Source organism: Nesterenkonia suensis, assembly GCF_054782935.1.
This window is the reverse complement of the sequence record NZ_BAAGRN010000009.1, coordinates 493,764-519,247: the sequence shown is the minus strand read 5'-3', so window position 1 is coordinate 519,247 and position 25,484 is coordinate 493,764. Positions and strand designations below refer to the sequence as shown.

The window sequence follows — 25,484 nt, the reverse complement described above, 5'->3', positions numbered from 1 at the left end:
CACGTCCTCAGTTCATCACGATCGGCTCGTAGCCCTCGGCACGGAGGCTGTTGAGCACCAGGGCGGAGTGCTCCTCCCCCTTGGTCTCCATGTTGATCACGATGGAGACGTCCCCCATGGACAGCGCCCCGCCGATGCGGGTGTGGTCCACTCCGGTGACGTTGGCGTCGGTCTCGGCGATGATCCGCGAGATCATGGCCAGCTCGCCGGGCCGGTCCTTGAGCATGAGCTTCACAGTGAGGAAGCGGTTGGCGGCGGAGAGGCCGCGCTGGATGACCTTCAGCATCAGCATCGGGTCGATGTTGCCGCCGGAGAGCAGCGCCACGATGGACTTCGGCTCGATGCCCAACCCGGCGAGCCGGCCTTCCATCAGGGCGGCGACGCCGACCGCGCCGGCCGGTTCCACCACCATCTTGGAGCGCTCCATGAGGAAGATCAGCGCCTGGGCGATGGCGTCCTCGCTGACGGTGACGACGTCGTCGACGAGGTCCTTGATGATCTCGAAAGGGATGTTGCCGGGCCGGCCGACAGCGATGCCGTCGGCGATGGTGCGCACACCCTTGATGGGCACCAGCGCGTCGGCGGCCAACGACGGCGGATAGGCGGCGGCGTTCTCGGCCTGCACCCCGATGATGCGCACCTCGCGGCCCTGCCGGGCGGCCTCCTGCTTGATGGCCACCGCGTTGCCGGCCAGCAGACCGCCGCCGCCGATGCCCATGATGACGGTGTCGACGTCGGGGACCTGTTCCAGGATCTCCAGGCCGATGGTGCCCTGGCCCGCGACGACATCGGTGTTGTTGAACGGGTGGATGAACACCGCCCCCGACTCGGCGGCGTAGTTCTGCGCCTCGGTGAGCGCTTCGTCCACATTGGAGCCGTGCAGGATCACCTCGGCCCCGTGGTCCCGGGTGGCGGCCAGCTTCGGCAGCGCCACCCCGCGGGGCATATAGATCGTCGCGCGGATGCCGAGCTTCTTGGCCGCCAGCGCCACACCCTGAGCGTGGTTTCCGGCGGAGGCGGCGACGACGCCGCGTTCCTTCTCCTCGGCGGAGAGCCGGGCCATGCGCACATAGGCGCCGCGGACCTTGAAGGAGCCGGCACGCTGGAGATTCTCGCATTTGAGGTGGACGGTGGCGTCCATCATTCGGCCCAGGGCGCGGGAATGCTCCATCGCCGTGGGGACGATGACACCGTCGAGGAGCTCCCGGGCGGCACGGATGTCTTCCAGCTGCACGCTGAGGTGTCGGCCGGGCAGCTGCTGCCGGGTGCGGTGCTCCGAGATGGGGTCTCCTCCTGCCGCCGAACCGTCCGGGCTCGGCATCGGGTTCTGGCTCTGACGGGTGCTCTGGCGCTGGATCTGTTCGATGGGAGTCATCTGGGGCCTGTGTCAGTCCTCATCCTTGGTGGTGCCGGCGCCGTTCTTCACCGGGCGCGCACCGCGTCGGGGGAACGCGGGCTTATCCGGGTCCAGCCCCGGCATGGTCTCCAGGAAGCGCCGTTTGATGCCGGCCTGGGTCTCCTGCTCCTGCGCCTCGATCTCACGCCGGGCGGCGACCCGGCGCAGCTCCTCCTCCTGCTGCTCCCGTTCCATGGCGACGGCTTCGTCGTCATGGCGCCACTCCTCCTTCACGATGTAGCGCACCGAGCGGTTGATGAAGGCCAGCACCGGCACGGCGAAGAGCGCTCCGACGATGCCCAGCAGGGTGGTACCGGCGGTCACCGCGAGCACCACGGCCAGCGGGTGCAGCTTCACGGCCTTGCCCATCACGATGGGCTGCAGCACGTTGGACTCGATCTGCTGGACCAGCAGCACCACCCCGAGCATCAGCAGGGCGTTGACCAACCCGTTGGCCACCAGCGCCAGCAGCACGGCGATCGCGCCGGTGACCACGGCACCGATGATCGGGATGAAGGAGCCGAGGAAGACCAGCACGGCCACCGGCAGGGCCAGCGGCACGCCGAGCAGCGCGGCACCGATGCCGATGCCGACGGCGTCGACGGCGGCCACGAAGACCTGCACCCGCACATAGGTGCCCAGCGAAGTCCATCCCCGACGGCCGGCTCCGTGGATGGCGGGACGGAACTTCCGCGGGACGAAGTTCACCGAGAAGTCCCAGATGCGGCGACCGTCGGAGAGGAAGAAGATGAGGGTGAACAGCGCCAGAATGAGGCCGACGGCCAGGTTCCCGGCGGTGGAGCCGATGGACATCGCCCCGCCGAGGATCGATTCGGAGTTGTCCTGCACCCACTGGGTGACCTCGGCGACCCACTGGTCGAACTCCTCGGCCGAGATGGAGATGCCCAGGTCCCGGCCGATCCCTTCGGCGGCGGCGACGAGCTCCATCACCCCGGTGCGGACCTGGTCGGCCATCTCGGCGAAGCCGGCGACGATCTCCTGGCCCACCTGGAAGAGCAGCCCCAGGACGAAGGCGATCAGCAGCAGGATCGTGGTGATCGCCGCCAGGATCCGCGGGAAGCGCAGCTTGCGGAGGAAGTCATGGACCGGGCGCAGCAGGGTCGCCAGGAGCGCGGCCACCAGCAACGGGATGATCAGCAGCGAGACGTAGCTGAGCAGCCACAGCAACACCCCGGTGAACGCCAGGATGAGCAGCACACGCCACGACCAGGCGGCGGCGATCCGCACGCCCCAGGGGATGTCCTCCTGGATCCGCTCGGCGTCGGTGAGCCCGGCCAGTCGCTCGTGCTCGAAGCGGATGTCGGTGGCGCCGTCATCCTCGGCACCGGGTGTGCGGGCCGAGGGTGCGGACTGCTGCTCCGAGGCGCCGTCGGCGGGCGAGGCCGCCGCATGCGCGCCCGCAGGCACCGCGACCGGCTGCTGCCGGCCGTGCCCGTCCTCGACGGCACCTTCTCGGCCGCCGGCGCGGTCCTGCTCAGCGTTCATGCGCTCCATGGTGACACAGCTCTCCTGGACTCGAAGGATCAGTGTGCGTCGGTTCAGTCTATGAGACGTCCCCAGACGACGACGGGTCCGCTGCGCACCTGGCAGGCGCGCGGCGGACCCGTCGCGGTGTCATGCGTGCCGCACCGGGATGCGGCCTCGCCGAGACTGCGTCGTCAATCCGCCATCGACCGGATGATGGCGATGATGCGCAGGATCTCGATGTAGAGCCACACCAGGCTCACGGTCAGGCCGAAGGCGGCCGCCCAGGCATACTTGCGGGCGACGCCGGCCTCCACGCCCTCCTGGATGTTGGTGAAGTCCAGCACCAGCGAGTAGGTGGCCAGCAGAATGGCCAGGGCACCGATGGCCAAACCGATCCACGGGCTGAACTCGGTGCGCAGGCCGAACATCGAGGAGGTCCCGCCGAACATCATCAGTCCGAAGTTGAGCAGGCAGAACACCAGGTAGGCCAGGCCGGCGACCATGAACATCTTGTTCAGCTTCGGGGTGGCGCGCACCTTCCCGGAACGGAACAGCACCAGCACCGAGGCGAAGACGATCGCCGTGCCCATCACCGCCTGCAGCACGATGCCGGGGAACTGCCACTCCAGGAACATCGAGATGCCGCCCAGGAAGAGTCCCTGGAACGCGCTGTAGGCGAGGATCAGCGCTGGGTTGGGCTCACGCTTGAAGGCGTTGACCATGCCCAGGGCGAATCCGCCCAGCACACCCAGGATCATCAGGCCGCTGGCCAGGGCCGGGGACGCGGCGCCGACGGTGACGGAGACTCCGGCACCGATTAGCACCACGACGAAGCTGATCAGGGTCCTGCGGATGACCTCGTCGTAGGTCATCCGGCCCAGGTCCTCGCCGGTGGGCGAGGGCTGGCCGTACATCTGGTGCAGCTGATCGGCGCCCGGGGTCTGCTGACCGGGCATGCCGTGCTGCTGGGCGTAGGTCGGTCCGGCGCCGGGATGCTGGGCCCGGGGCTGCTCGGTGACGGTGCCCTGGTCGCTCATGTAGAAACGACGGCGCTCGCGCTCCTTGAACTGCGAGGGGAACGCCTGCGAGTTGAAGATCGGGTTGGACATGTCGTGGGCCGCACTCCTATCGGGGCTCGTGGCTCTGTCGAATGCGCAGCTCCTGCTCGACCGTCGACGGACGGCCCTACGGCGGACCGGCGCCCGCCGAGGCAGGGGTGCAACGCTGACGCACCTTGGGAACAGTCTACCGGGAACACGGCGTGATGTGCGCCGCATACCCCCTGGTGAGCCGCCCGGTGACAGGACCGTCCGCGCAGAGCTGAAGCGCGTGGCCGCCGCCGGTGCCGCCGCCGGTGCTACTACCGGTGCCATGCCGGCCTGTTGGCGCGCGGCGCGAAGCCGTCCTACAGTAGGGCGGCAGACCCGTTTGAACGCCGTTCAACACAGGCTCACCGCCTGCCAGAGATCAGGAGCTTCCGATGACCGCGCGTCCCGACCCGCAGACCCCCGCACCGCCGGAGAGCTCCACCACCCCCGGACAGGCCCGTCCCTCGGAGCCCCTGGTGGCGGGCCCGGCCAGCGCCTCGGTGCGCGGCGTCGCGCAGATGGCGATGTTCGCCGCTCTGGTCGCCGTGCTGGGCCAGCCCTTCGCGATCCCGCTGATCGGCGGAGTCCCGATCACCCTGCAGACCCTCGGCGTCATGCTCGCCGGCGCGATCCTCGGCCCGTGGCGCGGCGCCGGATCCATGCTGCTGCTGCACGCCCTGGTGGCCGCCGGCCTGCCGCTGCTCTCCCATGGCTCCGGTGGCCTCGGCGTCTACGCCGGCCCGACGGCCGGCTTCGCCCTGAGCTGGATCCCCGCGGCCTTCGTGATCGGCCTGCTCACCCAGTGGCGGTGGCCGCTGGCCTGGTGGCGGACAGGTCTCGGCGTCGTGCTCGGCGGCATCGTGGTGGTCTATGCCTGCGGCATCCCCGTGATGGCCTTCCAGCTCGGCCTCACGCTGACCCAGGCGACGGCGGCCAGTGCGGGCTTCCTGCCCGGCGACGTCGCCAAGGCCGTGATCGCCGTCGGGATCACCCAGGCGCTGGTGAAGGCCTACCCGGCCCCCTTCACCTGGGCCCGCCGCCGATGATCACCGCCACAGTGCGGCGCCGAGCACCGCGGGCGACCGTCGGCGGCCAGGGGGCGGCCGCAGCGATCATGCCGCTGCATCGCCCCGGCACTTCCCCCCTGCATCGGGCGTCAGTGGGCACCAAATTCCTGCTGGTGTTCCTCATCGCCCTGGCCGTCTCCCTGCAGCGCGAGAACCTGTGGGTCGTGCTGGGCGCCTGGGTGCTGGTGCTGTGCGGACACGCCGCCGCCGGAGTCGGGCCCGCCGGCCTGCTGCGGCGCCTGTGGGGGCTGCGCTGGATCCTGGTCATCCTGACCGTGCCGCAGCTGATCTTCCTCGACCCCCAGACCACGGCGCTGAACGTCTCGCGCGTCGTGGCCGTGATCATGGTGGCCGGGCTGTTCACCCTGACCACCCGCACCACTGACATCATGGCGGCCTTCGACCGGGCCCTGGCACCGCTGCGACGGTTCGGCGTCGACACCTCGCGGATCTCCCTGGCGCTGTCCCTGACGATCCGCTCGGTGCCGGTGATCCTGGCCTTCTCCTCCCAGATCCGCGAGGCGCTGGCCGCCCGCGGCCGACGTGTCACCCCGAAGGCGTTGGTGATGCCGCTGCTGGTGATGTCCCTGCGCCATGCCGAGGAGACCGCCGAGGCGCTGGCCGCCCGCGGGGTGCGCTGACGCCTCCCCGTCACCGACGCCTCCACGTCACCGACATCTCAGACCTGCCGTGACGCGACGGAGACCAGCCGGTGGAGCGGGTGCTCCTCGGCCAGACCCAGCAGGGCGACGGCGCCGTCGACGCCTTCCCCGCCCGCCTCACGGAACCGCGCCTCAGGCACGTCCTGAGCGAGGCGGCGGCGGAACTGGCGCCTCAGCGCCGCGGAGCGGAACGTCCCGCCCACGGCGGCGACCTGGGGCCGCGCGTCAGCGCCATCCTCTCCCACCCGGCGCAGGGCCGTGGAGGCGGAGTGCGCCAGCTCCGCGGCGGCGTCGACGGTGATCCGACGGGCCACCTCGTCGGAGTCAGCCAACTCGCCGACAGCCCGCGCGAAGGAGCCGACCACACTGACCGCCGCGGGGTCTCGCTGCAGCTGGACGTAGGCATCCTCCAGCTCAGGCCAGCGCGCCTGGACCACATCACGGAGGGCAGTGGCCGGCCCCCTCCCGTCATGGGCTCGCATCACCGCCTCCAGGGCGGCCCGTCCCACCCAGTAGGCACTGCCGGCGTCGCCCATCAGGTGCCCCCAGCCGTCCACGCGAGCCACTGACCGCGCACCTACTCCGAGGGTGACCACTCCCGTCCCCGCGGCCACCACCACACCGCGCACGGCCCCCAGTGCTCCGAGGTACCCGGTGACCGAATCATGGGCGAGCCGCACGGAGCCGATGTGCGCATCGGTCGTGTCGGAACCGTCCAGGAGCCGGAGAAGGTCGGCGGCATCGGCGTCTGGAGCGGTCAGCCCGGAGACGCCGACGGCGACGGCGGCCCGACCATCACCACCCCTCAGCCCGGCGTGGCCGAGAGCGCGGATGATGTCCCGCAGCTGAGGCAGCAGCGGCCGGTGGGTCTGCACGCCGGCCATCTCCAGGGACTCCGGTGGAACGCCGGGCCGACGGATGCGCACCTTCGTGGCCGTCTGCCCGGCGTCCAGCGCGAGCTGATTCCCGTCGCCGGACGCGGGCTCCGCACGCGTGAGAGTCACTGTTCCTCCGAGGATGGCTGAGATCCCGTCATCCTATGGCACACGAGTCCGCTCGCCGACAGCCGCTCAGCCCAAGGCGTCCTCGATCTCGGCGTGCATCCCTTCGGCCGCCTCCTCTGCGCTGAGTCGACCGAAGAAGAACTCGTCGAGATAGCGGATGACGATGTCCTGGACCGCCCCATAGCCCTCCGGCGGCATCGGCGGCGCCTCGGCGACGGCCTCCTCCACACTCTCGGAGTACTCGACCACCAGAGCCTCCACCTCGCTGAGGTCCTCGCGGACCTGGTCGCGGATGGTCTCATTGCCCGGGATGCCCCGTTCGATCTTCTGCAGCTGCCCGGCGCGCTCGTCGTTGACCAGGAAGTCCACGAAAAGCTGCGCCTCCTCGGGGTGCTCCGTCCCTGCGGCCACCGAATAGAACATGGAGGCCTTGTAGTACATGCCGGCCGCGGAGGCATCACCGGTGAGGCTGGGCACCATCAACGGCTCCAGCTCCGCCCCACCGTCACCGGCCATCGCCACCAGCATGGCATCCCAGACCGGCGCCACGGCCGCTTCGCCGGTGGCGATGAGCGTCTGTTCCCGCGCGATGCCATGCTGCTCGGCCATCTCGGCGGCCGACGGCAGCGCGCCGACCTCCTGGAACTCTCCGAGCATCTCGAAGTAGCCGACTGCCTGATCCGCATCCCAGGAGAGCTGGCCGTCATCGTCGACCATGCTCTCACCGGAGGTCTGCCGCAACCACAGCTCCAGACCGCCCGAGTCGAAGAAGGTCGCCAGCCCATAGCCGTCGGTGTTCTCTGAGATCGCGGCCGTCATGTCCTTCAGCTCATCCCAGGTCCACGTGGTGCCATCGGGCATCTGCTCCCCGGCCTCCTCGATCAGCCCCGGGTTGACTGCGTAGGTCAGCGCGGTCTGCCCCACCGGCATGGCGTAGAGCTCTCCGTCGAGAGTTCCGGTGCTCATCAGCTCATCGGTGAACTCGCTGGTGTCGATGTCCTCCAGCGGCAGCAGGATCCCGGACTCGATGTACTCGCGCAGGTAGACCAGATCCATCTGGATGATGTCCGGCGTGTCTCCGGCCGCGGTCTGGGTGGCGAGCTGATCCCAGTAGCCATCCCACTCGCCGTAGCGATGGTCGATGGTGATGTGCGGGTGCTCCTCCTCGAAGAGGTCGATGATCTCTTGGGTGTACTGATGCCGGACGTCGCCGCCCCACCAGCTGAAGGTCAGGCTGACGTCGCCGTCATCGCCTCCTTCGCCGCAGGCCGTCGCGGCGAGGCCGACGATCGCCAAACCGGCGCCTGCTCGCAGCCAGTGCCTGCCGCGCCATGTGGCTCGTCGGGTGTGCGGGGAGGTCAGTGCAGTGCTCATCGGCTTCTCCTCATCATCGACGCCATGCCGGGTCGGCATATGATCCGCCACACACTCTACCTTTGTTGCAAGGAAATACAATACCTAGAGAGGCACCTTGGCGCGCCACTTGAGCACAGAAAAGTGCTCCCATGAAGGAATTCCTAAGAGCTCGTTCACCGGGGCACTTTTCTGTATTTACATGTCGCCTCCAGGCTCTCAGCCGGCCGCACATGCCGAACGGTCGAAGCGCTGGCTGACGAGTGCTGACTCAGCGAATCGCGGCCTCGATCTCACGGTGCATGCGCTCGGCGGCCTCATCAGCGGTGACGCGATCGAAGAGGAATTCGTCTTCGTACCTCCAGATGATCTCCTGGACGGCTCCGTAGCCTTCCGGCGGCAGCGGCGGGGACTCGGCGACCACATCCTCCAATTCCTCGTTGTACTGCAGGACTCGTGCTTCCGTCTCTGACAGCTCGTCCCGGATCAGGTCTCGGATGTCCTCGTTGCCCGGAATCCCGCGCTCGATCAGCTGGAGACGTCCAGCCTCCTCACTGTTCACCAGGAAGTCCACGAAGAGCTGCGCCTCCTCCGGATACTCAGTTCCGGAGGAGACGGAGTAGAACATGGAGGCCTTGTAGAAGATCTCCGCCTCGTCGGCGCGCCCGGCCTCACTCGGGAATCGCAGCGGAACCAGCTCGATGTCCTCAGCGCCGCCGGACAACGCGACGATCTGGGTGTCCCACCACGCGTCCATGGCTGACCCGCCCGTGGCGATGGCGGTCTGTTCGAGGCCTGCTGTCCGGTCTTCGGAGATCTGGGACGCCGGCGCCACCGCCTCACGGCCTCGAGCCTCGTCGAGCATCTCGAAGTATCCGGCCGCCTCCCCCGGGTCCCAGGCGAGCTCTCCGGACGCGTCGATCATGCTGACTCCGTGATGCTGCCGGAGCCAGATCTCGAACCCCGCATCGCCGAACGGCCGCGTCTGGCCGAAGGCCTCGGTGTTCTCGGAGATCTCCTGGGACAGAGACGCCCAGTCCTCCCAGGTCCAGGTCTCGTCATCGGGCAGGTCCAGACCCGCCTCGGCGAAGATCTCAGGATTGGCCACCAGGGTGAAGGAGGTGGACCCCACCGGCATGCCGTAGAGCGTGCCCTCGTGAGCGCCCGTGCTCAGGAGCTCCTCGGTGAACGCCGAGGTGTCGACATCCTCGAGCGCCAGCAGCAGGCCGTTCTCGAGGTACTCGCGGATGTACATCAGATCCATCTGCATCACGTCCGGGGTGTCTCGCGCGGCAGATTGAGTGGCCAGTGAGTCCCAGTATCCCTCCCAGGCCTCAAACTCCGGCCGAACCGTGATGTGAGGGTGCTGCTCCTCGAAAGCATCGATGATGTCGCGCGTGTAGGCCTGACGAGTGTCCCCTCCCCACCAGGTGAAGCGCAGCTCCACTCCCCCATCGGACTCGTCGCCTCCGCCGCCTCCGCAGGCGGTGACAAGGAGTCCGAGGATCGCAAGTCCAGCCCCTGCTGACGACCGACGTCTCGGGCGAGCCGTCGTGCGCGCGTCGCTCCTGGGCTGCGGTGTGGCATTCATGCGGGGCTCCTCATCCTTGGGGATCTCTCTGGTCCGGCCTGGTCTCCGGGGCCCTCCAGGTCTGGAGACGGCCGCACATGCCGAACAGCCGAGGTCCGGGTCGGGGTTCGCCGCGGATCACGGAAGCGTCCTGCAGGTGGGAGGCGTCGCCGTCGGCGAGCGCCTCCAGCTGGGCTCGCGTACGCTCGGTCTCGGCCTCCACGGTCGCGGCCCAGATCTCGCGCCAGTGCTCGATGCGGGGACGCACCAGCGCCGCCGCGCGCTCATGCAGGCGCCGCAGGGCCGCCGTCCCGTCCTGCTCGACGGCGGCGAGCAGCTGGCGGTAGCCCTCGATCGCCAGGTCTCGGCGCGCCCTCGCCGCCTCGGCCCGGGCCGTCTCGTCGCCCTCCGGCAGGACCACCGCCTGGTGATAGCGATCCGGGTCGGCGAGGATCTCGTCCGGGAAGGTCATCACCGCATCTCCAGCCTCCGGGAGTCCGGCGTTCTGCATGATCACCGCCAGCTCCAACCCTGCGTGGTTGACCAGCCGGTGCACGGTGCCGGGGGTGAACCACAGCAGGGACCCCTTCTCCAGCGGATCCTGCGCCGCACCGTCGGCGCTGAGGGTGTGCACTGCGCCGCGGCCGGCGGTGACCACATAGGCCTCAGTGGACACCGTGTGCAGGTGCGGGGTCCCGCCATGCAGGCCATCGGCGGTGTCCCAGTCGTAGACGCACAGGTCGCTCACCGAGGTTCCGCCGGGGAACCGCGGCAGGGAGCGCGTGGGACGGGCGGGGTTCTCCTGGGGGCCGCTCACAGCGCGAACTCCTCCCCCAGCGCCGTCAGCTCCTCCCCGCTGCAGACCGTCGCGATGAACACGAAGCGGTGGTGCAGGCGCAGCCGTCCCCCAGCCGGCAGGTGGATCTCCTGGTCGAAGGCCGGCGAGGGGCTGGTGACTGTGAAGATGCCCGTGCGGGTGAACCACTTGATGGGCGGAAGCTCGGCCTCCTGGGACTCGGAGGTTCCGGCGAAGGCCATCACCGTGCCGCCGCCGTCGAGCTCGTCATGCTCGGAGGAGAAGGCGACCCAGTCCGCCGGGGCGCCCATGGTGTTCTCCTCGCCTGCGGCGCCGGCGGAGTTCACGACGTCGCAGCCGGTCCAGGAGCGCGGACCGCGCCAGAACCAGCCGGTGTAGCCGGCGTGGGGCCGGCCCGCCGTCGTCGGGCTCCCCATGGGCAGCGTGCGGCCGCTGACGTTGGTCAGCTCGGTGGTGAGGTCGATGGCCCACACCCCCCGGCCGGGGCCGAAGCGGTCGACGTCCAGCGAGTGGACCCGCTGGATGCGGTGCTCGTCGAACCAGTGCTCCCCGCGGGAGGTGATCCACTCCAGGGTCTCGTCGAAGACGACGTCCTCACCGGCGGAGGGTTCCACGGCGAAGCCGGTGTGCTTCATCGTGCCGAGGTTGTCCCGCATCTGGTACCCCGTCTCCGCGGAGAAGGTGGGGCCGCCCCAGAAGTTCTGGTCCGCCACATGGGACCAGGTGAACTGCAGGCCGGTGTGCCAGCGGTGGTCCCAGGGGCGGCGCACCGCCGCCTCGGCGCCGTCGGTGAAGCGCAGCGGGAACAGATACGGCTTCGGGGCCTCCTCCTTCGGCGAGTCCGGGTGGATCACGTAGCGCAGGATCTCGGTGCCCGCGGCGTCGACGGCGATGGCGTCCTGCGCGGTGCGGACGTCGAAACCTGTGGTCACGGCGGTGCTGGTCACTGGACGGTCTCCTTGCTGACAGCGGTGTTCTCCGCGCTGCCGTAGACGAACGAGGGGTCATGCATGGCGGAGTAGTAGGTGCCCTCGGGGCGCATCTCCGCCCGCCGGACGGTCCGGCCCGTCTCGGCAGATTCATAGAGCGCGGCGATGAACTCCAGGACCCGGCGTCCGTCGTCACCCGAGGCGCGGGGCCGCACTCCTGCGGCCATCGCGTCCAGCAGCTCGGAGAGCTGCTGTGTGTGTGAGGACGGAACGTCCTCCTGCGGCACCCATCCTGCTGCCGAGCCTTCCGCCGTCCGGTGCGGCGCCGGGGTCCAGGTCCAGGAGCTGTTGTCATACCCGTAGAGGTGCTCCACCTCCACAGTGGCGTCCTGGAAGTCGAAGCGCAGGTAGGAGACCTCCCGAGGAGAGAGCACGGAGTTCACCACCGAGGCCATGGCGCCGTTGGCGAAGCGCACTGTGGCCATCGAGACGTCCTCGGTCTCGACGTCACGGTCCAGGGCGTCCGCGACGGCCGTGACCTCGGTCCAGTCGCCGAGGATCTCGAAGAGCAGGTCCATCTGGTGGATGCCGTGTCCCATGGCCGGCCCGCCGCCCTCGGTGGCCCACTTGCCGCGCCACGGCACCTCGTAGTAGCCGTGGGTGCGGTACCAGAGGGTGTGGCAGACCGCGACCAGCGGGCGCCCGAGGGTGTGGTCCCGGACCTGCTGCTTGAGCTGCTGGGCCCCGGAGCCGAAGCGGTGCTGGAAGACGTAGGAGGCGAAGGGGCCGTTCTCGCCCTCGCAGGCCGCCACGTCGTCGTACTCGGCCAGGGTGAGCACCGGGGGCTTCTCGCACCACACCCACGCGCCGGCCTTCAGACCCTTGATGACACCGTCCTTGTGCGCCACCGGTGGGGTGCACAGCACCAGCAGGTCGGGACGTTCCGCCTCCAGCATGGCGTCGACATCGCCGTAGCGGCCCGGGATTCCCCACTCCTCGGCGACGGCGGCGACGCGATCGGCGTCGACATCGGCGATGGCGACCACCGCCACACGATCCGCGTGGGCCTTCAGGGTGGGCAGGTGCGCCCCGGCGGCGATGCCTCCGGCGCCGACGACGGCGGCGCGGACGCGGGTGGTTGCGGCGGTCATAGATGTGCTCCTCGGGGTCAGGCGGGATGACGGCCATCATCGTGATGTGATCGATCACAGTGATGTGATGCACACGAGCGTAGGGAGCCGGTCGTTATGCTGTCAACACCCTGACCTGCCCGACTGACCTGCCCGACCTGCCCGACTGACCTGCCCGACTGACCTGCCCGACTGACCTGCCCGACTGACCTGCCCGACCTGACACGAGGTGAACCACGTGGCGCCCGACCCCGCATCCGAGGCGAAGCCCGCGCGCGCCGCGACCATCCACGAGGTGGCCCGACGCGCCGGAGTGTCCCACCAGACCGTCTCGCGCTATCTGCGCGACATGGGCCCCTTCCGCCCAGAGACCATCTCCCGCGTGGAGGCCGCGATCCAGGAGCTCGACTATCGGCCGAACATGATCGCCCGCTCCATGCGCACCCGACAGACCGGAGTCCTCACCGCGCTGCTCCCCTCCCCGGTCACCCAGATGCCCACCCCGATGCTCGCCGCCGCCGCAGAGACCGCCCACCAGGCCGGATACTCCATGGAGATCGCCGTCGTGGAAGGCTCCGCAGACGACCGGAGCGACCGGGCCCGTGAACTGATGGGCTCCGGCCGTGTCGAAGGCGTGCTCTCCCTCGTGGGACTCCCCGGCATGGAGGACCAGCCGAAGACCCCCTCCTCCGGGGCCCTGACCATCGTCGAACAGTTCGACGACCAGCTGCGCGGCCTGGGCACCCTGGCCGACGCCTCGGCACTGCGCGAGATCATCACCAGCCTCGCCGAGCACGGACATCGCCGGTTTCTGCACATCCAGGGACCGGGGGAATGGGCCTCGGCACGCGCCCGGCGCGAGGTCTACGAGCAGACCCTCGCAGACCTGGGCCTGGAGTCCCACGGCGTGGTCGGCGGCGACTGGTCCCCCGCCGTCGGCTACGAGGCGATCCGCTCCCTGCCGCCCACCAGCGGAGTCACCGCGGTGATCGCCGCCAATGACTTCGTCGCCATGGGAGCGATCCGAGCCGCCCAGGAGCGCGGATGGTCTGTGCCCCAAGCGCTCAGCGTGGTCGGCTGGGACGACATCGACCTCGGCCGATACGCCACCCCGTCACTCTCCACGGTGACCGTGGATCGCGCAGGACGCGGCCGCCACGCCATGCAGCGGCTCATCGCCCTGGTCCGGGGGCACCAGCCGCCCGAGGACGTCCCGGAGCCGAACCGCGTGGTGCTGCGCGAGTCCACCGGCCCGGCCCCGCAGCAGTGAGCGGCAGCGCGGACCCCAGAACCCGGCATGTCGCCCGGTCGATGGTGGAACAGACGGTGGAGCAGATGATGGAGCTGAAGGTGCCCCCACTGGGACTCGAACCCAGACTGTGCTGATTTTAAGTCAGCTGCCTCTGCCGATTGGGCTATGGGGGCGCATGCACGACGACGGCGAGCCGACCGCCAGGACCATCTTAGGTCTCCGGCAGCGGCTCGCCGTCGTCGTCTATGAGTCTCGCGTCTAAGTCTCTCGCCGTCAGGTCAGGACACCCGTGAGGGCGCCGTCGTCACGATCAGGCGTCAGCCTTCTTCTTGGCGGGGGTCGCCGCCTCCTCGAACTGACGTCGCGGGGTCTCCAGGTCACGCAGCGGGGTGATGTCGCGACCGAAGACGAACTCGTTGAGCCAGTTGCTGGCCACCCGCACTTTGCGCTCCACGGTGGGGATCGCCATGCCGTGGTAGCCACGGTGGGCCATCCAGGCCGGGAAGCCCTTGAGCTTGACGCCCATCGGGTTGCCCACGCCCTTGAACAGGCCCAGCCCGGCGACCGCACCCAGTGAGTCGTGCTTGTACTCGCTGATCTTCCCCTCACCGAAACGCGCGGCGAGCAGGTTCTTCACCAGTTGCTTGGACTGGCGCAGCGCGTGCTGGGCGTTGGGCACGCAGAAGCCGCCCGGACCGGCGCCGGTGAGATCCGGCACGGCGGCGACGTCACCGGCGGTCCAGGCGCCCTCGATCGGGCTGCCTCCCTCGTCGACGATCTGCAGCGTGGCCGAGGCGGTGATCCGGCCGCGCTCATCGACCGGGAAGCTGGAGCGGCGGGCGACCGCATTGGCGGCCACCCCGGCGGTCCAGACCAGAGTGTCGGACTCGAAACGATCGGCCTCGGACTTGTCCGCCATGTTGATCAGCTGCAGCTCGCCGTCCACGGCGGAGCCCAGAGAGGTGTTCAGCAGCACCTCGATGCCGCGGCCGCGCAGATGCTCGACCACGCCGACGGCCTGGTCCTCGGAGACCTCGGGCATGATGCGACCCATCGCCTCGACGAGCACGATCCGCACGTCCGACTGGCTCAGCCGCGGGTTCACGGACACGGCCGCGCGGATGATGTCCTCCATCTCCGCGATGCACTCGATGCCGGCGAAGCCGCCACCGACCACAGTGAAGGTCAGGGCGCGGGCCTTGGCCTTCTCGTCGGTCATGGTGGAGGCCGCCTCGATGCGATCGAGGATCTGGTTGCGCAGGGTCAGCGCCTCCTCGATCGTCTTCAGCCCGATGCCCTCCTCGGCCAGGCCCTCGATCGGGAAGGTGCGAGTCGTCGCCCCGGCGGCCATGATGATGTCCTGGTACGGGATCTCCAGGCTCTCGCCGTCATCGAGCTCCACGCTCGCGGCGCGGGCGGAGTGGTCCACCGCGGTGACATGTCCGGTGATGACTTCGGTGTCCCGCAGGTGCTTGCGGTGGGAGACCACAGCGTGGCGAGCCTCGATGTGCCCACCGACGACCTCCGGAAGGAACGGCTGGTAGGTCATGTAAGGCAGCGGGTCGACCAGGGTCACCACACCACCCTCAGCCTTGACCTTCTTCTGGAGCTTCTGGGCCACGGTGAGGCCGACATAGCCACCGCCGACGATCAGAATGCGCGGTTTCTCTGAGAGCTTCTGCGAGATTGCCATGAATGCCATCCTAGCGCTTGGTGCTGAGGGGGAACGTGAACTGCACACAACAGCGGCGGCGGGCCGGTGCCGAATGCTCGGCCCGTCCCACCGCCACGCTGCGTGTCCTTCGTCAGCTCAGTCTACTGCCAGGCCCGCGGTCCGGGGCGGGTGTGACGCCGGGCCGCCGTCCGACGTCGGCCAGCTGCGCCCAGCACTGCTGGGCAGTGCTGGGCACTGCCCCCGCAGGGGCTCAGGAGCGACGACGAGAGGTCAGATGCACAGCGGCCACACTGATCACCGAGATCACCAGCAGCGCCGCGACGCCGACCACCACCGGCCCGGCCCAATTCTGCACGACCCGGGCCTCGGTGGCCTGGGGCCGGTCGCGCGGGTCGCCCTCCGGCCCGGGTGAGACTCCGGCGTCGGCGGGGATGTCGGTGTGCTCGGTGTTCTGCGCCTCGCCCCGACGGTGGACCCGGATCCATTCCTCCAAGGTCTCGAAGGCGGCCGGGTCGAAGGCGGGGACATCGTCTCCCTCCACGGCCTCGGCGACGTTGAGCACTCCCTGGCCGAACTCCGGGTCGATCCCCTCCCCGTCTCCCACCGGGTCGGCGGTGCTCAGCAGCCGGTGCTTGACCTCTGCGGCGGAGAGGTCCGGATGGGCCGACCAGACCAGGGCCGCCGCCCCGGCCACGATCGGCGCAGCGCCGGAGGTGCCCATCCACTGAGTGTTGTGCCCATCGGGCACCGCACCGACCAGCGGCTCGGACGGTGCCACGAGGTCCACGGCGATGCCCTGCGCGGAGGCGTCCTCGCTGATCTGCCGCTCCTCATTGACACCGGCGACGGTGAGCACCCCAGGGATGGTCGCCGGCGCACCGACGCTCCAGCTGCCGGAGACGCGGTTTCCGGCGGCGGCGACGACGAGCACGTCGTTCTCCGCAGCACGCAGGAACGCCTCGTCCCAGGATTCCGGCCACTCCTGCTGATTGGGCAGTCCGAAGGACATGTTGATGATGTCGGCGCCGTTCTCCACCGCCCAGTCCACTCCCTCGACGACCTGGTCCTCCAGATCGGGGCCGTAGGCGTTGGGGATCTCCAGGGCCATGGAGACGCTGAGGAGGTCGGCCTCCGGGGCGACGCCGATCACGCCTGCAGCGTCCTCCTCATCCTCGTCCTCGTCGTCGTCATCGTCCTCGTCCTCGTCCTCATCGTCGTCGGTGGTCGAGGCGGGCACGAGAGCGGAAGCCGTGAGGTCCAGCGGTTCCCCGTCCGCAGCGGAGGTGAGCCGTTCCGGGCTCAGCGCCCCGGTCCCCGCGGAGAAGCCCTGGTTCTCCGCCTCCTCGAGTTCGTCGAGGAGGTCGTCCCAGAACTGTTCCCAGTCCTCATCGGTGAAGTCTTCGTAGTCCTCGGGTTCGGGCAGCTCGTCCAGCCCATCATCGGTGGGCTCGTGACCCCTGCCGGCGGCCAAGGAGGCGACCATTGTGCCGTGCTCGGTGGAGAACTGCTCGACCGGGCCTCCCGAGCCGTCCCCACCGCCGGAGACGTCGGTGCCGTCGACGACGGCGCCCTCCAGCGTCGGGTGCTCGCCGTCGATGCCGGTGTCCAGGATCGCGATCGTCACGCCCTCGCCGCGGGTGGTGTCCCAGGCCTCGGCGACGCCGTAGTCCTCGAGCCAGAACTGGGCGTCGCGCCAGGCGTCAGCATGGGCGGACGGTGCGGCGACGAGGCTCGGCGCCGCCACCACGGGGCCCATCAGCAGCGCGGCTGCGGCGATCGCGCCCCCGCGGGCGGCGCGCCGCCGAGGCTCCGGGGCGGCCTCGGGTCTGTGCTCAGTCCTGCGTGGCTCAGTCCTGCGTGGCTCAGTCATGCGAGGCTCCCTCCGGGGCCGCGCCGGTGGCGACCGAGAGCGCGATGCCGTCGAGGATGTCGTGCTCGGAGGCGAGTGCGGTGGTGACCCGACCCTTGGTGGCGTTGTTGACGTAGTCCAGGATGGTGCCCCAGATCAGCGCCCCCGCGCCGATGACGTCCACCCGTCCGGGATGCATGAAGGGCATCTGGGCGCGTTGGTCACGGGTGGAGTGCACCAGCTGGTCCACTGACTGGTGGATCCGGTCCAGCCCCACTTCGGCTCCGTGGATGAGGTCGGGGTCGTAGTCCTCGAGGTTCAGCGCGTGGGCGGTCACGGTGGTGACAGTTCCGGCGACTCCGATGACCACATCGGTCTCGTCCAGCGGCATGACCTGTCCGACGTCCTCCAGGAAGGACAGCGTCTCAAAGCTCGCCATGGAGGTCTCGGTCTCGGCCGGCGGGTCACTGCGCAGGTGCCGCTCGGTGAAGCGGACACACCCCATATCGGTGGAGATGGCATGCTCCATGCCCCGCGAAGTGCCCAGGACGAACTCGGTGGAACCGCCGCCGAGGTCCACCACGAGCACCGTGCGGTCCGGGTCCCAGTCCAGCAGTGAGGCCGCCCCCACGAAGGACAGGCCCGCCTCCTCGCTGCCGCGGATGATCTCCGGCTCCACGCCCAGGCGCTCCTTCACACCCTGGACGAACACCTCACGGTTCTTCACGTCTCGAGTGGCGGAGGTGGCCACGAAACGCACCGCCTCGACCTTGTGCCGGCGGATGAGCGCCGCATAGCTGTCCACGGCGGCGAAGGTCCGCTCCAGCGCGCCCTGGGAGAACTCACCGGTCTCGTCCACGCCCTCGCCGAGGCGGACCACGGTCATCTGGCGCACGACGTCGGTGAGTCGGGAACGGTGCATCTGAGCGATCGCCGTCCGCTCCCCGGCGTCCCTGCCGAGCGGCCGGCCCGGGCCAGTATCCCCTGGGCCCTCCACATCAGCGATCAGCAGGCGGATCGAATTGGTCCCACAGTCGATGGCGGCCACTCTCATTGCTGCTCCTCCTCCAGTCGCCGCACGTGTCGGCTGAGGTCTCGGGTCGGGATCTCGGCGTCGTGGTTCCACGCCTTCGCGCAGGTGCAGTCCGCCGGCGTCCACTCCTCGGCGATGCGGTCCAGCGTCTCATCGCCCAGTGGACTGATGCCGCGGCCCACGGCGAGCGCGTGGCCGACCAGCACATGCAGGCACTTCACGCGGTCGGGCATGCCCCCGGCGCTGATGCTCTCGATCTCCCACACCGGGTCCAGGCCGGCGGCGAGCCGGATGCGCTCCCGCTCAGCCAGGTAGTTCTCATGGGCCGCACGGTGGGCGGCGGCGAGGCCCTCATCATGGCTGAGACGTTCGGTCATCTCCGCCATCACCCCGGCGGCTTCCAGACGGGAGACCGCCTGGGTCAGCGTCGGGTGGGTGAGGTAGAACGTGGTCGGGAAGGGGATCCCGTGGGAGAGCCGCGGTGCGGTGGTGGCGACCAGCGGGCTGCCGCACCGGCAGCGGGCCGGGATCTCGACGACGTCGCGCACCGGCCTCCCCAGCTGCAGGCTGAGGGTGTCCAGGTCTTCCTGGGTCGGGGTGGACGAGCTGGGCTGGGTCATCGTCTCGCGGGGTCTCCTGGTGCTCGGGGACGGCCCGCTCCCTCGGCGGACTCTGCACAGTCGAGACTAATCTACGGCAGACCGCACCAGGGAATCCCAGAGGGCGTCGGCCCACGGGAGGTCGGTGCGCACCTCCTGGTCCTCCTGATTCTCCGGGGTGCTCTCCTCACCGCTGAGGTCTCCGATGACGTGGTAGCGCCGCTCCCCCGGCATGACCAGGTTGACTCGCTCCCGGGCCTGCTGACGGACGTACTCGGGGTCGTCCCAGCGGTTGATCTGGGACTCGAGCTCGTCCTGCCGCTCCTGCTCCTCGGCGATGCCGGCCTCAAGCTCGGCGATCTCGCCGCGCTGCTGAAAGTAGGTGCGCACCGTGGGGACCAGGAAGGAGACCACGACCAGCGCCACCAGCGTCATCACGATCAACCGGCCCGACAGGGTCCGCTCCGGGACCGCAGTGCGCGCACTGGCGGTGGTCTTCCCGGCCGACTGTCGGCCCGGATGCCGCGGCGGAGCGGCACGGCGGGCCCGCCGCGCGGTGAGGTCGGCCGGCATGCGGATCTCTCCGGAGATCTGTTCGCGTTCGGCCAGCCGACGCGCCTCGGCGGAACGACGGGCACCTGCTGGCCTGGCGCTCTCCGCCGGGGAGGGCTTCTGAGAGAGAAGCTTGGCGTGCCGGGCCATGGTCACCGCCTTCCTTCACGCACCGGTGTCTCACCTGCGACGACGCGGTATGCACCGTCGACTCTCCAGGGTAGTCGCGGCTGAGGCTCCGACACCGGTGGACACGCAGAGAGGCCGCTCACAGAGCGTCGGACGGTGCTCTGCGAGCGGCCTCTCCAGCTGCGCCGGCCAGGGTCAGCCGGTCAGGGTCAGCCGCGGAAGCGCGGGAAGGCGCTCGCACCGGCGTAGGCGGCGGCGTCGCCGAGCTCCTCCTCGATGCGCAGCAGCTGGTTGTACTTCGCCACACGCTCGGAGCGGGCCGGGGCGCCGGTCTTGATCTGACCGGCGTTGGTAGCCACCGCGATGTCGGCGATGGTGGTGTCCTCAGTCTCCCCGGAGCGGTGGGAGACCATGGTGGTGTAACGGCTGCGCTGGGCCAGCGACATCGCGTCCAGGGTCTCGGTGAGCGAGCCGATCTGGTTGACCTTCACCAGCAGCGAGTTGGCGGTGTCAGCGTCGATGCCCTTGGCCAGGCGGTCCGGGTTGGTGACGAAGAGGTCGTCGCCCACCAGCTGGACCTTGTCGCCGATGGTCTCGGTCAGGGTCTTCCAGCCGGCCCAGTCGTCCTCGTCCAACGGGTCCTCGATGGAGACCAGCGGGTAGGCGTCGACGAGCTCCGAGTAGTAGGCGCTCATCTGCTCGGGGGTCTTCTGCTCGCCCTCGAAGGTGTAGGTGCCGTCGGAGTAGAACTCGGTGGCGGCGACGTCGAGAGCCAGCGCCACATCGGTGCCCGGAGTGTAGCCGGCGCGCTTGATGGCCTCGGTGATCAGGTCCAGGGCCTCGCGGTTCGACGGCAGGTCCGGGGCGAAGCCGCCCTCGTCACCCAGGCCGGTGGCCAGGCCCTTCTCCTTCAGCAGGGCCTTCAGAGCGTGGTAGACCTCGACTCCGGAGCGCAGCGCCTCGGAGAAGGTGGCCGCACCGATGGGGGCGATCATGAACTCCTGGATGTCCACGTTGGAGTCCGCATGGGAGCCGCCGTTGAGGATGTTCATCATCGGCACCGGCAGCAGGTGGGCGTTGGGGCCGCCGAGGTACTTGTACAGCGGCAGGTCGGAGGCGTCGGCGGCGGCCTTGGCCACCGCCAGCGAGACCCCGAGAATCGCGTTGGCGCCGAGGCTGTTCTTGTTCTCCGTGCCGTCGAGGTCCAGCAGGATCTGGTCGATCAGGCGCTGCTCGGTGGCGTCCTGACCTTCCAGGGCCGGGGCGATGACGTCGTTGACCGCGGACACGGCACCGGAGACGCCCTTGCCGAGGTAGCGGCCCTTGTCGCCGTCGCGGCGCTCCACGGCCTCGAAGGCGCCGGTGGAGGCGCCGGAGGGGACGGCCGCCTGGCCGAAGCTGCCGTCGTCGAGCAGGACGTCGACCTCGACGGTCGGGTTTCCGCGTGAGTCGAGGATCTCGCGGCCGTACACACTGGCGATGAGTGACATGAGTTGTCGGCTCCTTCTTGGGTTATCTGGACACTCCGGGGCCGACGCGTCCTTGCGCCAGCGTGCTGAGGTGGCGGCGCAGGGCGCGTTCGGGGTCCTGACCCCGAGAACGTGCTCTCTCCACCACCGAGAAGAGTAGTTCACCTAAGGCGTCCTCGTCAGCCGCGGCGAGCGGATCCTGGGCTGAGGAAGCGGATCCGGCGTCGACGTCGTCGCCTCCCCCGGGGCCGGCCGACACAGTGCGGTCCAGCCGGTCGATGAGCTTGGCCGCACGCGCCAGCGCGGGCAGGTGAGCCGGCAGCGAGCCGACGACGGCGGCGAGCTCGGCGTCACCATCGGCTCCGTTCCGACCGGCCGCCACCTCCTCAACGGCCTTCTCCTCGGCTTTCTCCTCGGCTTTCTCCTCGGCTTTCTCAACGGCCTTCTCCTGGGCCTTGATGCGGGTCCAGACGCGTTCGATCTGGTCCAGGGAGGCCTGGGCGTCGACGTCGAGCTGCCCGTCAGAGGTGAAGACATGCGGGCTGCGGCGCACCAGTTTGGCGGTGATCGCCTCGGCCACGCCGTCGAGGTCGAAGCTGGAGCGTTCGGCGGCCAGCTGGGCGTGCAGCACGATCTGGAAGAGCAGGTCCCCGAGCTCCTGACGCAGGGATTCGTCCAGGCCTCCGGCCTCGATCTCCTCGACCGTCTCGTAGGCCTCCTCCACCAGGTACTCCACGAGGGAGTCATGGCTCAGCCGCTGCGTCCACGGACAGTGGAGGCGCAGCTGGGCCACCACCCACTGCAGCCGCCGCAGAGAATCCTGCGGCGGCTGCAGCGGAGGCTGGTGACCTGAGGTCACTGCCAGGCCTCGAGGATCAGTGCGGAGAGCGCCTCCCGCTCGTCGTGACCGAGGAAGGACGCCTCCAGTGCGTTGACCTGGAAGTCCGCGAGATCGGCGAGGTCATAGCCGAAGGTCTCAGCCAGCAGAGCCAGCTCCCCGGAGAGCGTGACGCCCGAGACCAGACGGTTATCCGTATTGACCCCCACGTTGAAGCCCAGCTGGTACAGCATGTCGAAGGGGTGGTCGCTGATCTCCGCCGGGGCATCGTCCGACCCGAAGGGGGCGATGGCACCGGTCTGCAGATTGGAGGTGGGGCTGACCTCCAGGTGGATCTGTCGGTCGCGGACCCAGCGGGCGACCTCCCCGAGGATGACCTCGTAGGCGTCGCCGGCGTCGTCGGAGGTGACGGGGTCCTCAGAGATTTCGATGTCCTGGGCCACACGCACTCCGTGGCCCAGCCGCTGCGCGCGCCCGGAGACCAGCGCGTCACGGATGGACTCGACGCCGTCGGCCTCACCGGCATGGACGGTGGCGGGGATCATCGCCTCGGCCAGGGTAGTGAAGGCGTCCGCGAAACGGGAGGGCGGGAAGCCGTTCTCCGGGCCAGCGATATCGAAGCCGACCACGCCGCGGTCCCGGTGGCGCATGGCCAGCTCCACGGCCTCATCCGCGCGATCCGACTGACGCATCGCGGAGATCAGCTGCCCCACGACGACGACCCGGTCCTGCTCCTCCAGGGAGACCATGGCCTCCTCCAGGCCGGACTGGACCGCTTCGACGGCCTCGTCCAGGCTCAGCCCCTGCTTCTGATGCTGCTCGGGCGCCCAGCGAACCTCGGCGTAGAGCACACCGTCATCGGCGAGGTCTTCGACGTACTCCCGCGCGACCCGGCGCAGGTTCTCCGCGGTCTGCATGACCGCTGTGGTCAGGCCGAAGGCCTCCAGGTAGCGCTCCAGGGACCCGGAGTCCGCGTTCTCCCGGAACCGGCGGGCCAGCGCCTCGGGGTCCTCGGTGGGCAGCTCGACACCGGCCTCGCGGGCGAGCTCGATGAGCGTGGCCGGGCGCAGACCGCCGTCGAGGTGATCGTGGAGGCTGACTTTGGGCAGCGAGCGGATCTGCTCGAGAAGGGAATCGGTGGAACCGGTGGTCTCAGGCGAGGAATTCGCAGTCATGGCACCAGCCTATCGGCCGTAGGGTGGGCGGGGAATCGATGAGACAGAAGACGAGACGGCGGGAGGATGATCACGCATGGACGTCCACTGGCTGGTCTTTTCTCCCTCGTCCTGGTCAGCTACATCTCCCCCGGTCCGGACGCTGTGGTGATCCTGCGTTCCAGCGCCCGCGGGCTGCGAACAGGCATGCTGGCCGCCGCCGGGGGTGGCCGGGGGCGTCCTTCTCAGGGCGGGGCCGCTGTCACCCCTCGTCGTCGTGCTCCCGATGGTGCCGCCGCAGCCGGATCGGCCGCTCCACCTCGATCACACCCGTGTCCTGGTAGCCCTCCGGATCGATGTGCACACCCTTGCGATCGAGCCAGACGGACAGCAGGCGGAAGAGCCGGTCGCAGAGCAGACCCAGCAGCACCGCCACCCCGATGCCCACCAGCATCGCCAGCAGCTGGCTGCCCAACAGCTCGGTGCCCACTGCACCCAGCACGATGAGCCAACTCGCCCAGACGAGGGAGGCGACCGCGTCGATCAGCAGGAATCGTCGCTTGGAGTACCGAGTGGACCCGGCCACGAAATTGATCGCCACCCGCGCGCCCGGGATGAACCGGCCGACGAAGATCAGCAGCACTCCCCGTTTGTCCAGCTCATGGCGGGACCAGGTCAGGGTCCGCTGCATCGCCGGTCGACGCAGCCAGGCCCACCGATCGGTGCCGATCCGTCGGCCCAACAGGTAGGCCACGAAGTCGCCCAGCACGGCGGCGCCGGCGGCCACCAGGATCACCCACAGCCACCAGGGCGTCCCCGGCTGGTCCTGGACCGAGCCGAGTGTGATGATCAGCGAATCCGACGGCAGCGGCGGGAAGACCCCATTGATGAAGACGAAGCCCCCGAGGCCCAGAAGGGTCCACCAGCCGGAGGCCACCTCAATGACCAACGCGTTGAAGAACTCGCTCCACTCCTGGAAACGCGTCATCGGGGCCCCCTCAGCAGCTCCGCAGCCGGTGCCGCTTAGAGGTCCTCGGCGCTGATGCGGTCCAGCACCAGGTCCCCGAGCTCCACCGGACCACCCTCCGCATCGACGTCGACCGCCCCCTGAAGCGCCTCCTCGGCACGGGCCACCCGCGACTCCTCATCGGTGAGCAGCGTGAACAGCGGCTGGCCCTCCTGGACCACGTCACCGGGCTTGACGTGCATTCGCACCCCAGCCCCGGCCTGCACGGCGTCCTCCTGGCGGGCCCGCCCCGCCCCCAGGCGCCAGGCGGCCACCCCCACGGCCATGGCGTCCATCCGGGTCACCGTCCCGGCGCCCCCTGCGGTCACCGTGTGCTGATGCGCCGCAGTCGGCAGGTCCGCGTCCGGATCCCCGCCCTGGGCGGCGATCATCCGCCGCCAGGTGTCCATGGCCCGTCCGTCCTGCAGCGCCTCCCCCGGGTCCGCATCCGGAACCCCAGCGGCGGTGAGCATCTCCTGCGCCAGCGCCACGGTCAGCTCCACGACGTCGGACGGTCCGCCCCCGGCGAGCACCTCCACCGACTCCTGAACCTCGATGGCATTGCCGGCAGTCAGTCCCAGAGGGGTCTCCATGGCCGTGATCAGGGCAGAGGTCGCCACCCCGGCGTCGGTGCCCAGGGCGACCATGGTGCGGGCCAGCTCCTCGGCGTCCTCGCGGGACTTCATGAAGGCCCCGGAACCGACCTTCACATCCAACACGAGCGCGTCGGTACCCTCGGCGATCTTCTTGGACATGATGGAGCTGGCGATCAGCGGGATCGCCTCTACGGTGCCGGTGACGTCCCGCAGGGCATACAGCTTCTTGTCCGCCGGCGCCAGCCCGGCGCCGGCCGCGCAGATCACCGCGCCGACCTCGTCCAGCTGGGCCAGCATCTCCTCGTTGCTCAGCGACGCCCGCCAGCCGGGGATGGCCTCCAGCTTGTCCAACGTGCCGCCGGTGTGGCCCAGGCCGCGGCCGGAGAGCTGCGGCACCGGCACCCCGAAGCTCGCCACCAGCGGAGCCAGCGGCAGGGTGATCTTGTCCCCCACCCCACCGGTGGAGTGCTTGTCCGCCGTACGGCGGCGGGCTCCCTCAGCAGTGGTCAGCGAGGAAAAGTCCATCCGCTCCCCCGAGGCGATCATCGCCCGGGTCCACGAGGAGATCTCGTCCCGACCCATGCCGCGCAGCAGGATCGCCATGGCCATGGCCGACATCTGCTCATCGGCCACCCGGCCGGCGGTATAGGCGGCGATCACCCAGTCGATCTCCGCGGCCGAGAGGACGCCGCCGTCGCGCTTGGTGCGGATCAGGTCGACGACGTCGAAGGCTCGAGGATCGAAGGGACCCTGGTCAGCTGAGGTGCCGGCAACGGAGGTCTGGCCGGCGGAGGTGTGCTCGGAGGTCATCGGGGTGTCCTCTCGGTA

At 69.5% G+C, this 25,484-nt stretch carries 22 protein-coding genes and 1 tRNA gene; 3 read left to right on the top strand and 20 right to left on the bottom strand.

Features of this window, described 5'->3' with window-relative positions:
- Positions 1-7: 7 nt before the first annotated feature.
- The 3 genes from ilvA to ACYVKI_RS11380 form a co-directional block, all read right to left on the bottom strand.
- Positions 8-1,375: a threonine ammonia-lyase gene (ilvA, locus tag ACYVKI_RS11390; RefSeq protein ID WP_460690461.1), complete on the bottom strand. Its 1,368-nt coding sequence runs from the start codon at positions 1,373-1,375 to the stop codon at positions 8-10.
- 12 nt (positions 1,376-1,387) lie between these two features.
- Complete coding sequence (locus ACYVKI_RS11385; protein ID WP_460690460.1) at positions 1,388-2,911, bottom strand: AI-2E family transporter; 1,524 nt, start codon at positions 2,909-2,911, stop codon at positions 1,388-1,390.
- Between the two features lie 164 nt (positions 2,912-3,075).
- Positions 3,076-3,993, bottom strand: a complete 918-nt coding sequence (locus ACYVKI_RS11380; RefSeq protein WP_460690459.1) for a Bax inhibitor-1/YccA family protein — start codon at positions 3,991-3,993, stop codon at positions 3,076-3,078.
- Between the two features lie 371 nt (positions 3,994-4,364).
- Here ACYVKI_RS11380 and ACYVKI_RS11375 point away from each other — a divergent pair, with 371 nt between their 5' ends.
- Together ACYVKI_RS11375 and ACYVKI_RS11370 are read left to right on the top strand one after the other, a co-directional pair.
- Positions 4,365-5,018 carry a biotin transporter BioY gene (locus tag ACYVKI_RS11375; RefSeq protein WP_460690458.1) on the top strand — a complete coding sequence of 218 codons (654 nt, stop codon included), beginning with the start codon at positions 4,365-4,367 and terminating at the stop codon, positions 5,016-5,018.
- A complete protein-coding gene (locus ACYVKI_RS11370) occupies positions 5,015-5,680 on the top strand; it encodes an energy-coupling factor transporter transmembrane component T family protein (RefSeq protein ID WP_460690457.1) in 666 nt (221 codons plus the stop codon). Before ACYVKI_RS11375 ends, ACYVKI_RS11370 begins: the two co-directional genes overlap by 4 nt.
- A gap of 38 nt (positions 5,681-5,718) precedes the next feature.
- On the opposite strand, the gene ACYVKI_RS11365 is transcribed toward ACYVKI_RS11370, so the two are convergent.
- The 6 genes from ACYVKI_RS11365 to ACYVKI_RS11340 all read right to left on the bottom strand — a co-directional run bounded on the left by ACYVKI_RS11365 (position 5,719) and on the right by ACYVKI_RS11340 (position 12,525).
- A complete protein-coding gene (locus ACYVKI_RS11365) occupies positions 5,719-6,705 on the bottom strand; it encodes a BadF/BadG/BcrA/BcrD ATPase family protein (protein ID WP_460690456.1) in 987 nt (328 codons plus the stop codon).
- Positions 6,706-6,771: 66 nt separating this feature from the next.
- On the bottom strand, positions 6,772-8,079 hold the full coding sequence (locus ACYVKI_RS11360) for an ABC transporter substrate-binding protein (RefSeq protein ID WP_460690455.1): 1,308 nt from the start codon (positions 8,077-8,079) through the stop codon (positions 6,772-6,774).
- Between the two features lie 250 nt (positions 8,080-8,329).
- A complete protein-coding gene (locus ACYVKI_RS11355) occupies positions 8,330-9,649 on the bottom strand; it encodes an ABC transporter substrate-binding protein (RefSeq protein ID WP_460690454.1) in 1,320 nt (439 codons plus the stop codon).
- A gap of 10 nt (positions 9,650-9,659) precedes the next feature.
- Positions 9,660-10,445 carry a cupin domain-containing protein gene (locus ACYVKI_RS11350; protein WP_460690453.1) on the bottom strand — a complete coding sequence of 262 codons (786 nt, stop codon included), beginning with the start codon at positions 10,443-10,445 and terminating at the stop codon, positions 9,660-9,662.
- Positions 10,442-11,392, bottom strand: a complete 951-nt coding sequence (locus ACYVKI_RS11345; protein ID WP_460690452.1) for a DUF6807 domain-containing protein — start codon at positions 11,390-11,392, stop codon at positions 10,442-10,444. The genes ACYVKI_RS11350 and ACYVKI_RS11345 overlap by 4 nt, the downstream gene beginning before the upstream one ends.
- Complete coding sequence (locus ACYVKI_RS11340; RefSeq protein ID WP_460690451.1) at positions 11,389-12,525, bottom strand: Gfo/Idh/MocA family protein; 1,137 nt, start codon at positions 12,523-12,525, stop codon at positions 11,389-11,391. The genes ACYVKI_RS11345 and ACYVKI_RS11340 overlap by 4 nt, the downstream gene beginning before the upstream one ends.
- A gap of 217 nt (positions 12,526-12,742) precedes the next feature.
- On the opposite strand from ACYVKI_RS11340, the gene ACYVKI_RS11335 reads away from it, so the two are divergent.
- On the top strand, positions 12,743-13,774 hold the full coding sequence (locus tag ACYVKI_RS11335) for a LacI family DNA-binding transcriptional regulator (protein WP_460690450.1): 1,032 nt from the start codon (positions 12,743-12,745) through the stop codon (positions 13,772-13,774).
- Between the two features lie 81 nt (positions 13,775-13,855).
- Here ACYVKI_RS11335 and ACYVKI_RS11330 read toward each other — a convergent pair.
- From ACYVKI_RS11330 to ACYVKI_RS11280, 11 genes are all read right to left on the bottom strand, one after another.
- Positions 13,856-13,929 (bottom strand) — tRNA-Leu (locus tag ACYVKI_RS11330).
- Between the two features lie 137 nt (positions 13,930-14,066).
- On the bottom strand, positions 14,067-15,449 hold the full coding sequence (locus ACYVKI_RS11325) for an NAD(P)/FAD-dependent oxidoreductase (protein ID WP_460690449.1): 1,383 nt from the start codon (positions 15,447-15,449) through the stop codon (positions 14,067-14,069).
- Positions 15,450-15,681: 232 nt separating this feature from the next.
- Entirely contained in the window at positions 15,682-17,301 is a 1,620-nt protein-coding gene (locus ACYVKI_RS11320) for a S8 family peptidase (protein WP_460690448.1), read from the bottom strand.
- The gene (locus ACYVKI_RS11315) at positions 17,294-18,334 is read right to left on the bottom strand and encodes a Ppx/GppA phosphatase family protein (RefSeq protein WP_460690447.1); all 1,041 of its coding nucleotides are present in this window, start codon (positions 18,332-18,334) and stop codon (positions 17,294-17,296) included. Before ACYVKI_RS11315 ends, ACYVKI_RS11320 begins: the two co-directional genes overlap by 8 nt.
- Positions 18,331-18,933, bottom strand: a complete 603-nt coding sequence (locus ACYVKI_RS11310; protein ID WP_460690446.1) for a DUF501 domain-containing protein — start codon at positions 18,931-18,933, stop codon at positions 18,331-18,333. The genes ACYVKI_RS11315 and ACYVKI_RS11310 overlap by 4 nt, the downstream gene beginning before the upstream one ends.
- A 66-nt stretch (positions 18,934-18,999) precedes the next feature.
- Positions 19,000-19,614, bottom strand: a complete 615-nt coding sequence (locus ACYVKI_RS11305) for an FtsB family cell division protein (RefSeq protein WP_460690445.1) — start codon at positions 19,612-19,614, stop codon at positions 19,000-19,002.
- A 188-nt stretch (positions 19,615-19,802) separates the two neighbouring features.
- Positions 19,803-21,083: a phosphopyruvate hydratase gene (gene eno / locus ACYVKI_RS11300; protein WP_460690444.1), complete on the bottom strand. Its 1,281-nt coding sequence runs from the start codon at positions 21,081-21,083 to the stop codon at positions 19,803-19,805.
- Positions 21,084-21,105: 22 nt separating this feature from the next.
- On the bottom strand, positions 21,106-21,921 hold the full coding sequence (locus tag ACYVKI_RS11295; protein ID WP_460690443.1) for a MazG nucleotide pyrophosphohydrolase domain-containing protein: 816 nt from the start codon (positions 21,919-21,921) through the stop codon (positions 21,106-21,108).
- The gene (locus ACYVKI_RS11290) at positions 21,918-23,075 is read right to left on the bottom strand and encodes an adenosine deaminase (RefSeq protein WP_460690442.1); all 1,158 of its coding nucleotides are present in this window, start codon (positions 23,073-23,075) and stop codon (positions 21,918-21,920) included. The genes ACYVKI_RS11295 and ACYVKI_RS11290 overlap by 4 nt, the downstream gene beginning before the upstream one ends.
- A 241-nt stretch (positions 23,076-23,316) precedes the next feature.
- Positions 23,317-24,042 (bottom strand): DedA family protein, encoded by a 726-nt coding sequence (locus tag ACYVKI_RS11285; protein ID WP_070161492.1) that lies wholly within the window; start codon positions 24,040-24,042, stop codon positions 23,317-23,319.
- A gap of 35 nt (positions 24,043-24,077) precedes the next feature.
- Positions 24,078-25,466, bottom strand: coding sequence for a thymidine phosphorylase (locus tag ACYVKI_RS11280; RefSeq protein WP_460690441.1), 1,389 nt, complete (start codon positions 25,464-25,466; stop codon positions 24,078-24,080).
- Positions 25,467-25,484: the final 18 nt, after the last annotated feature.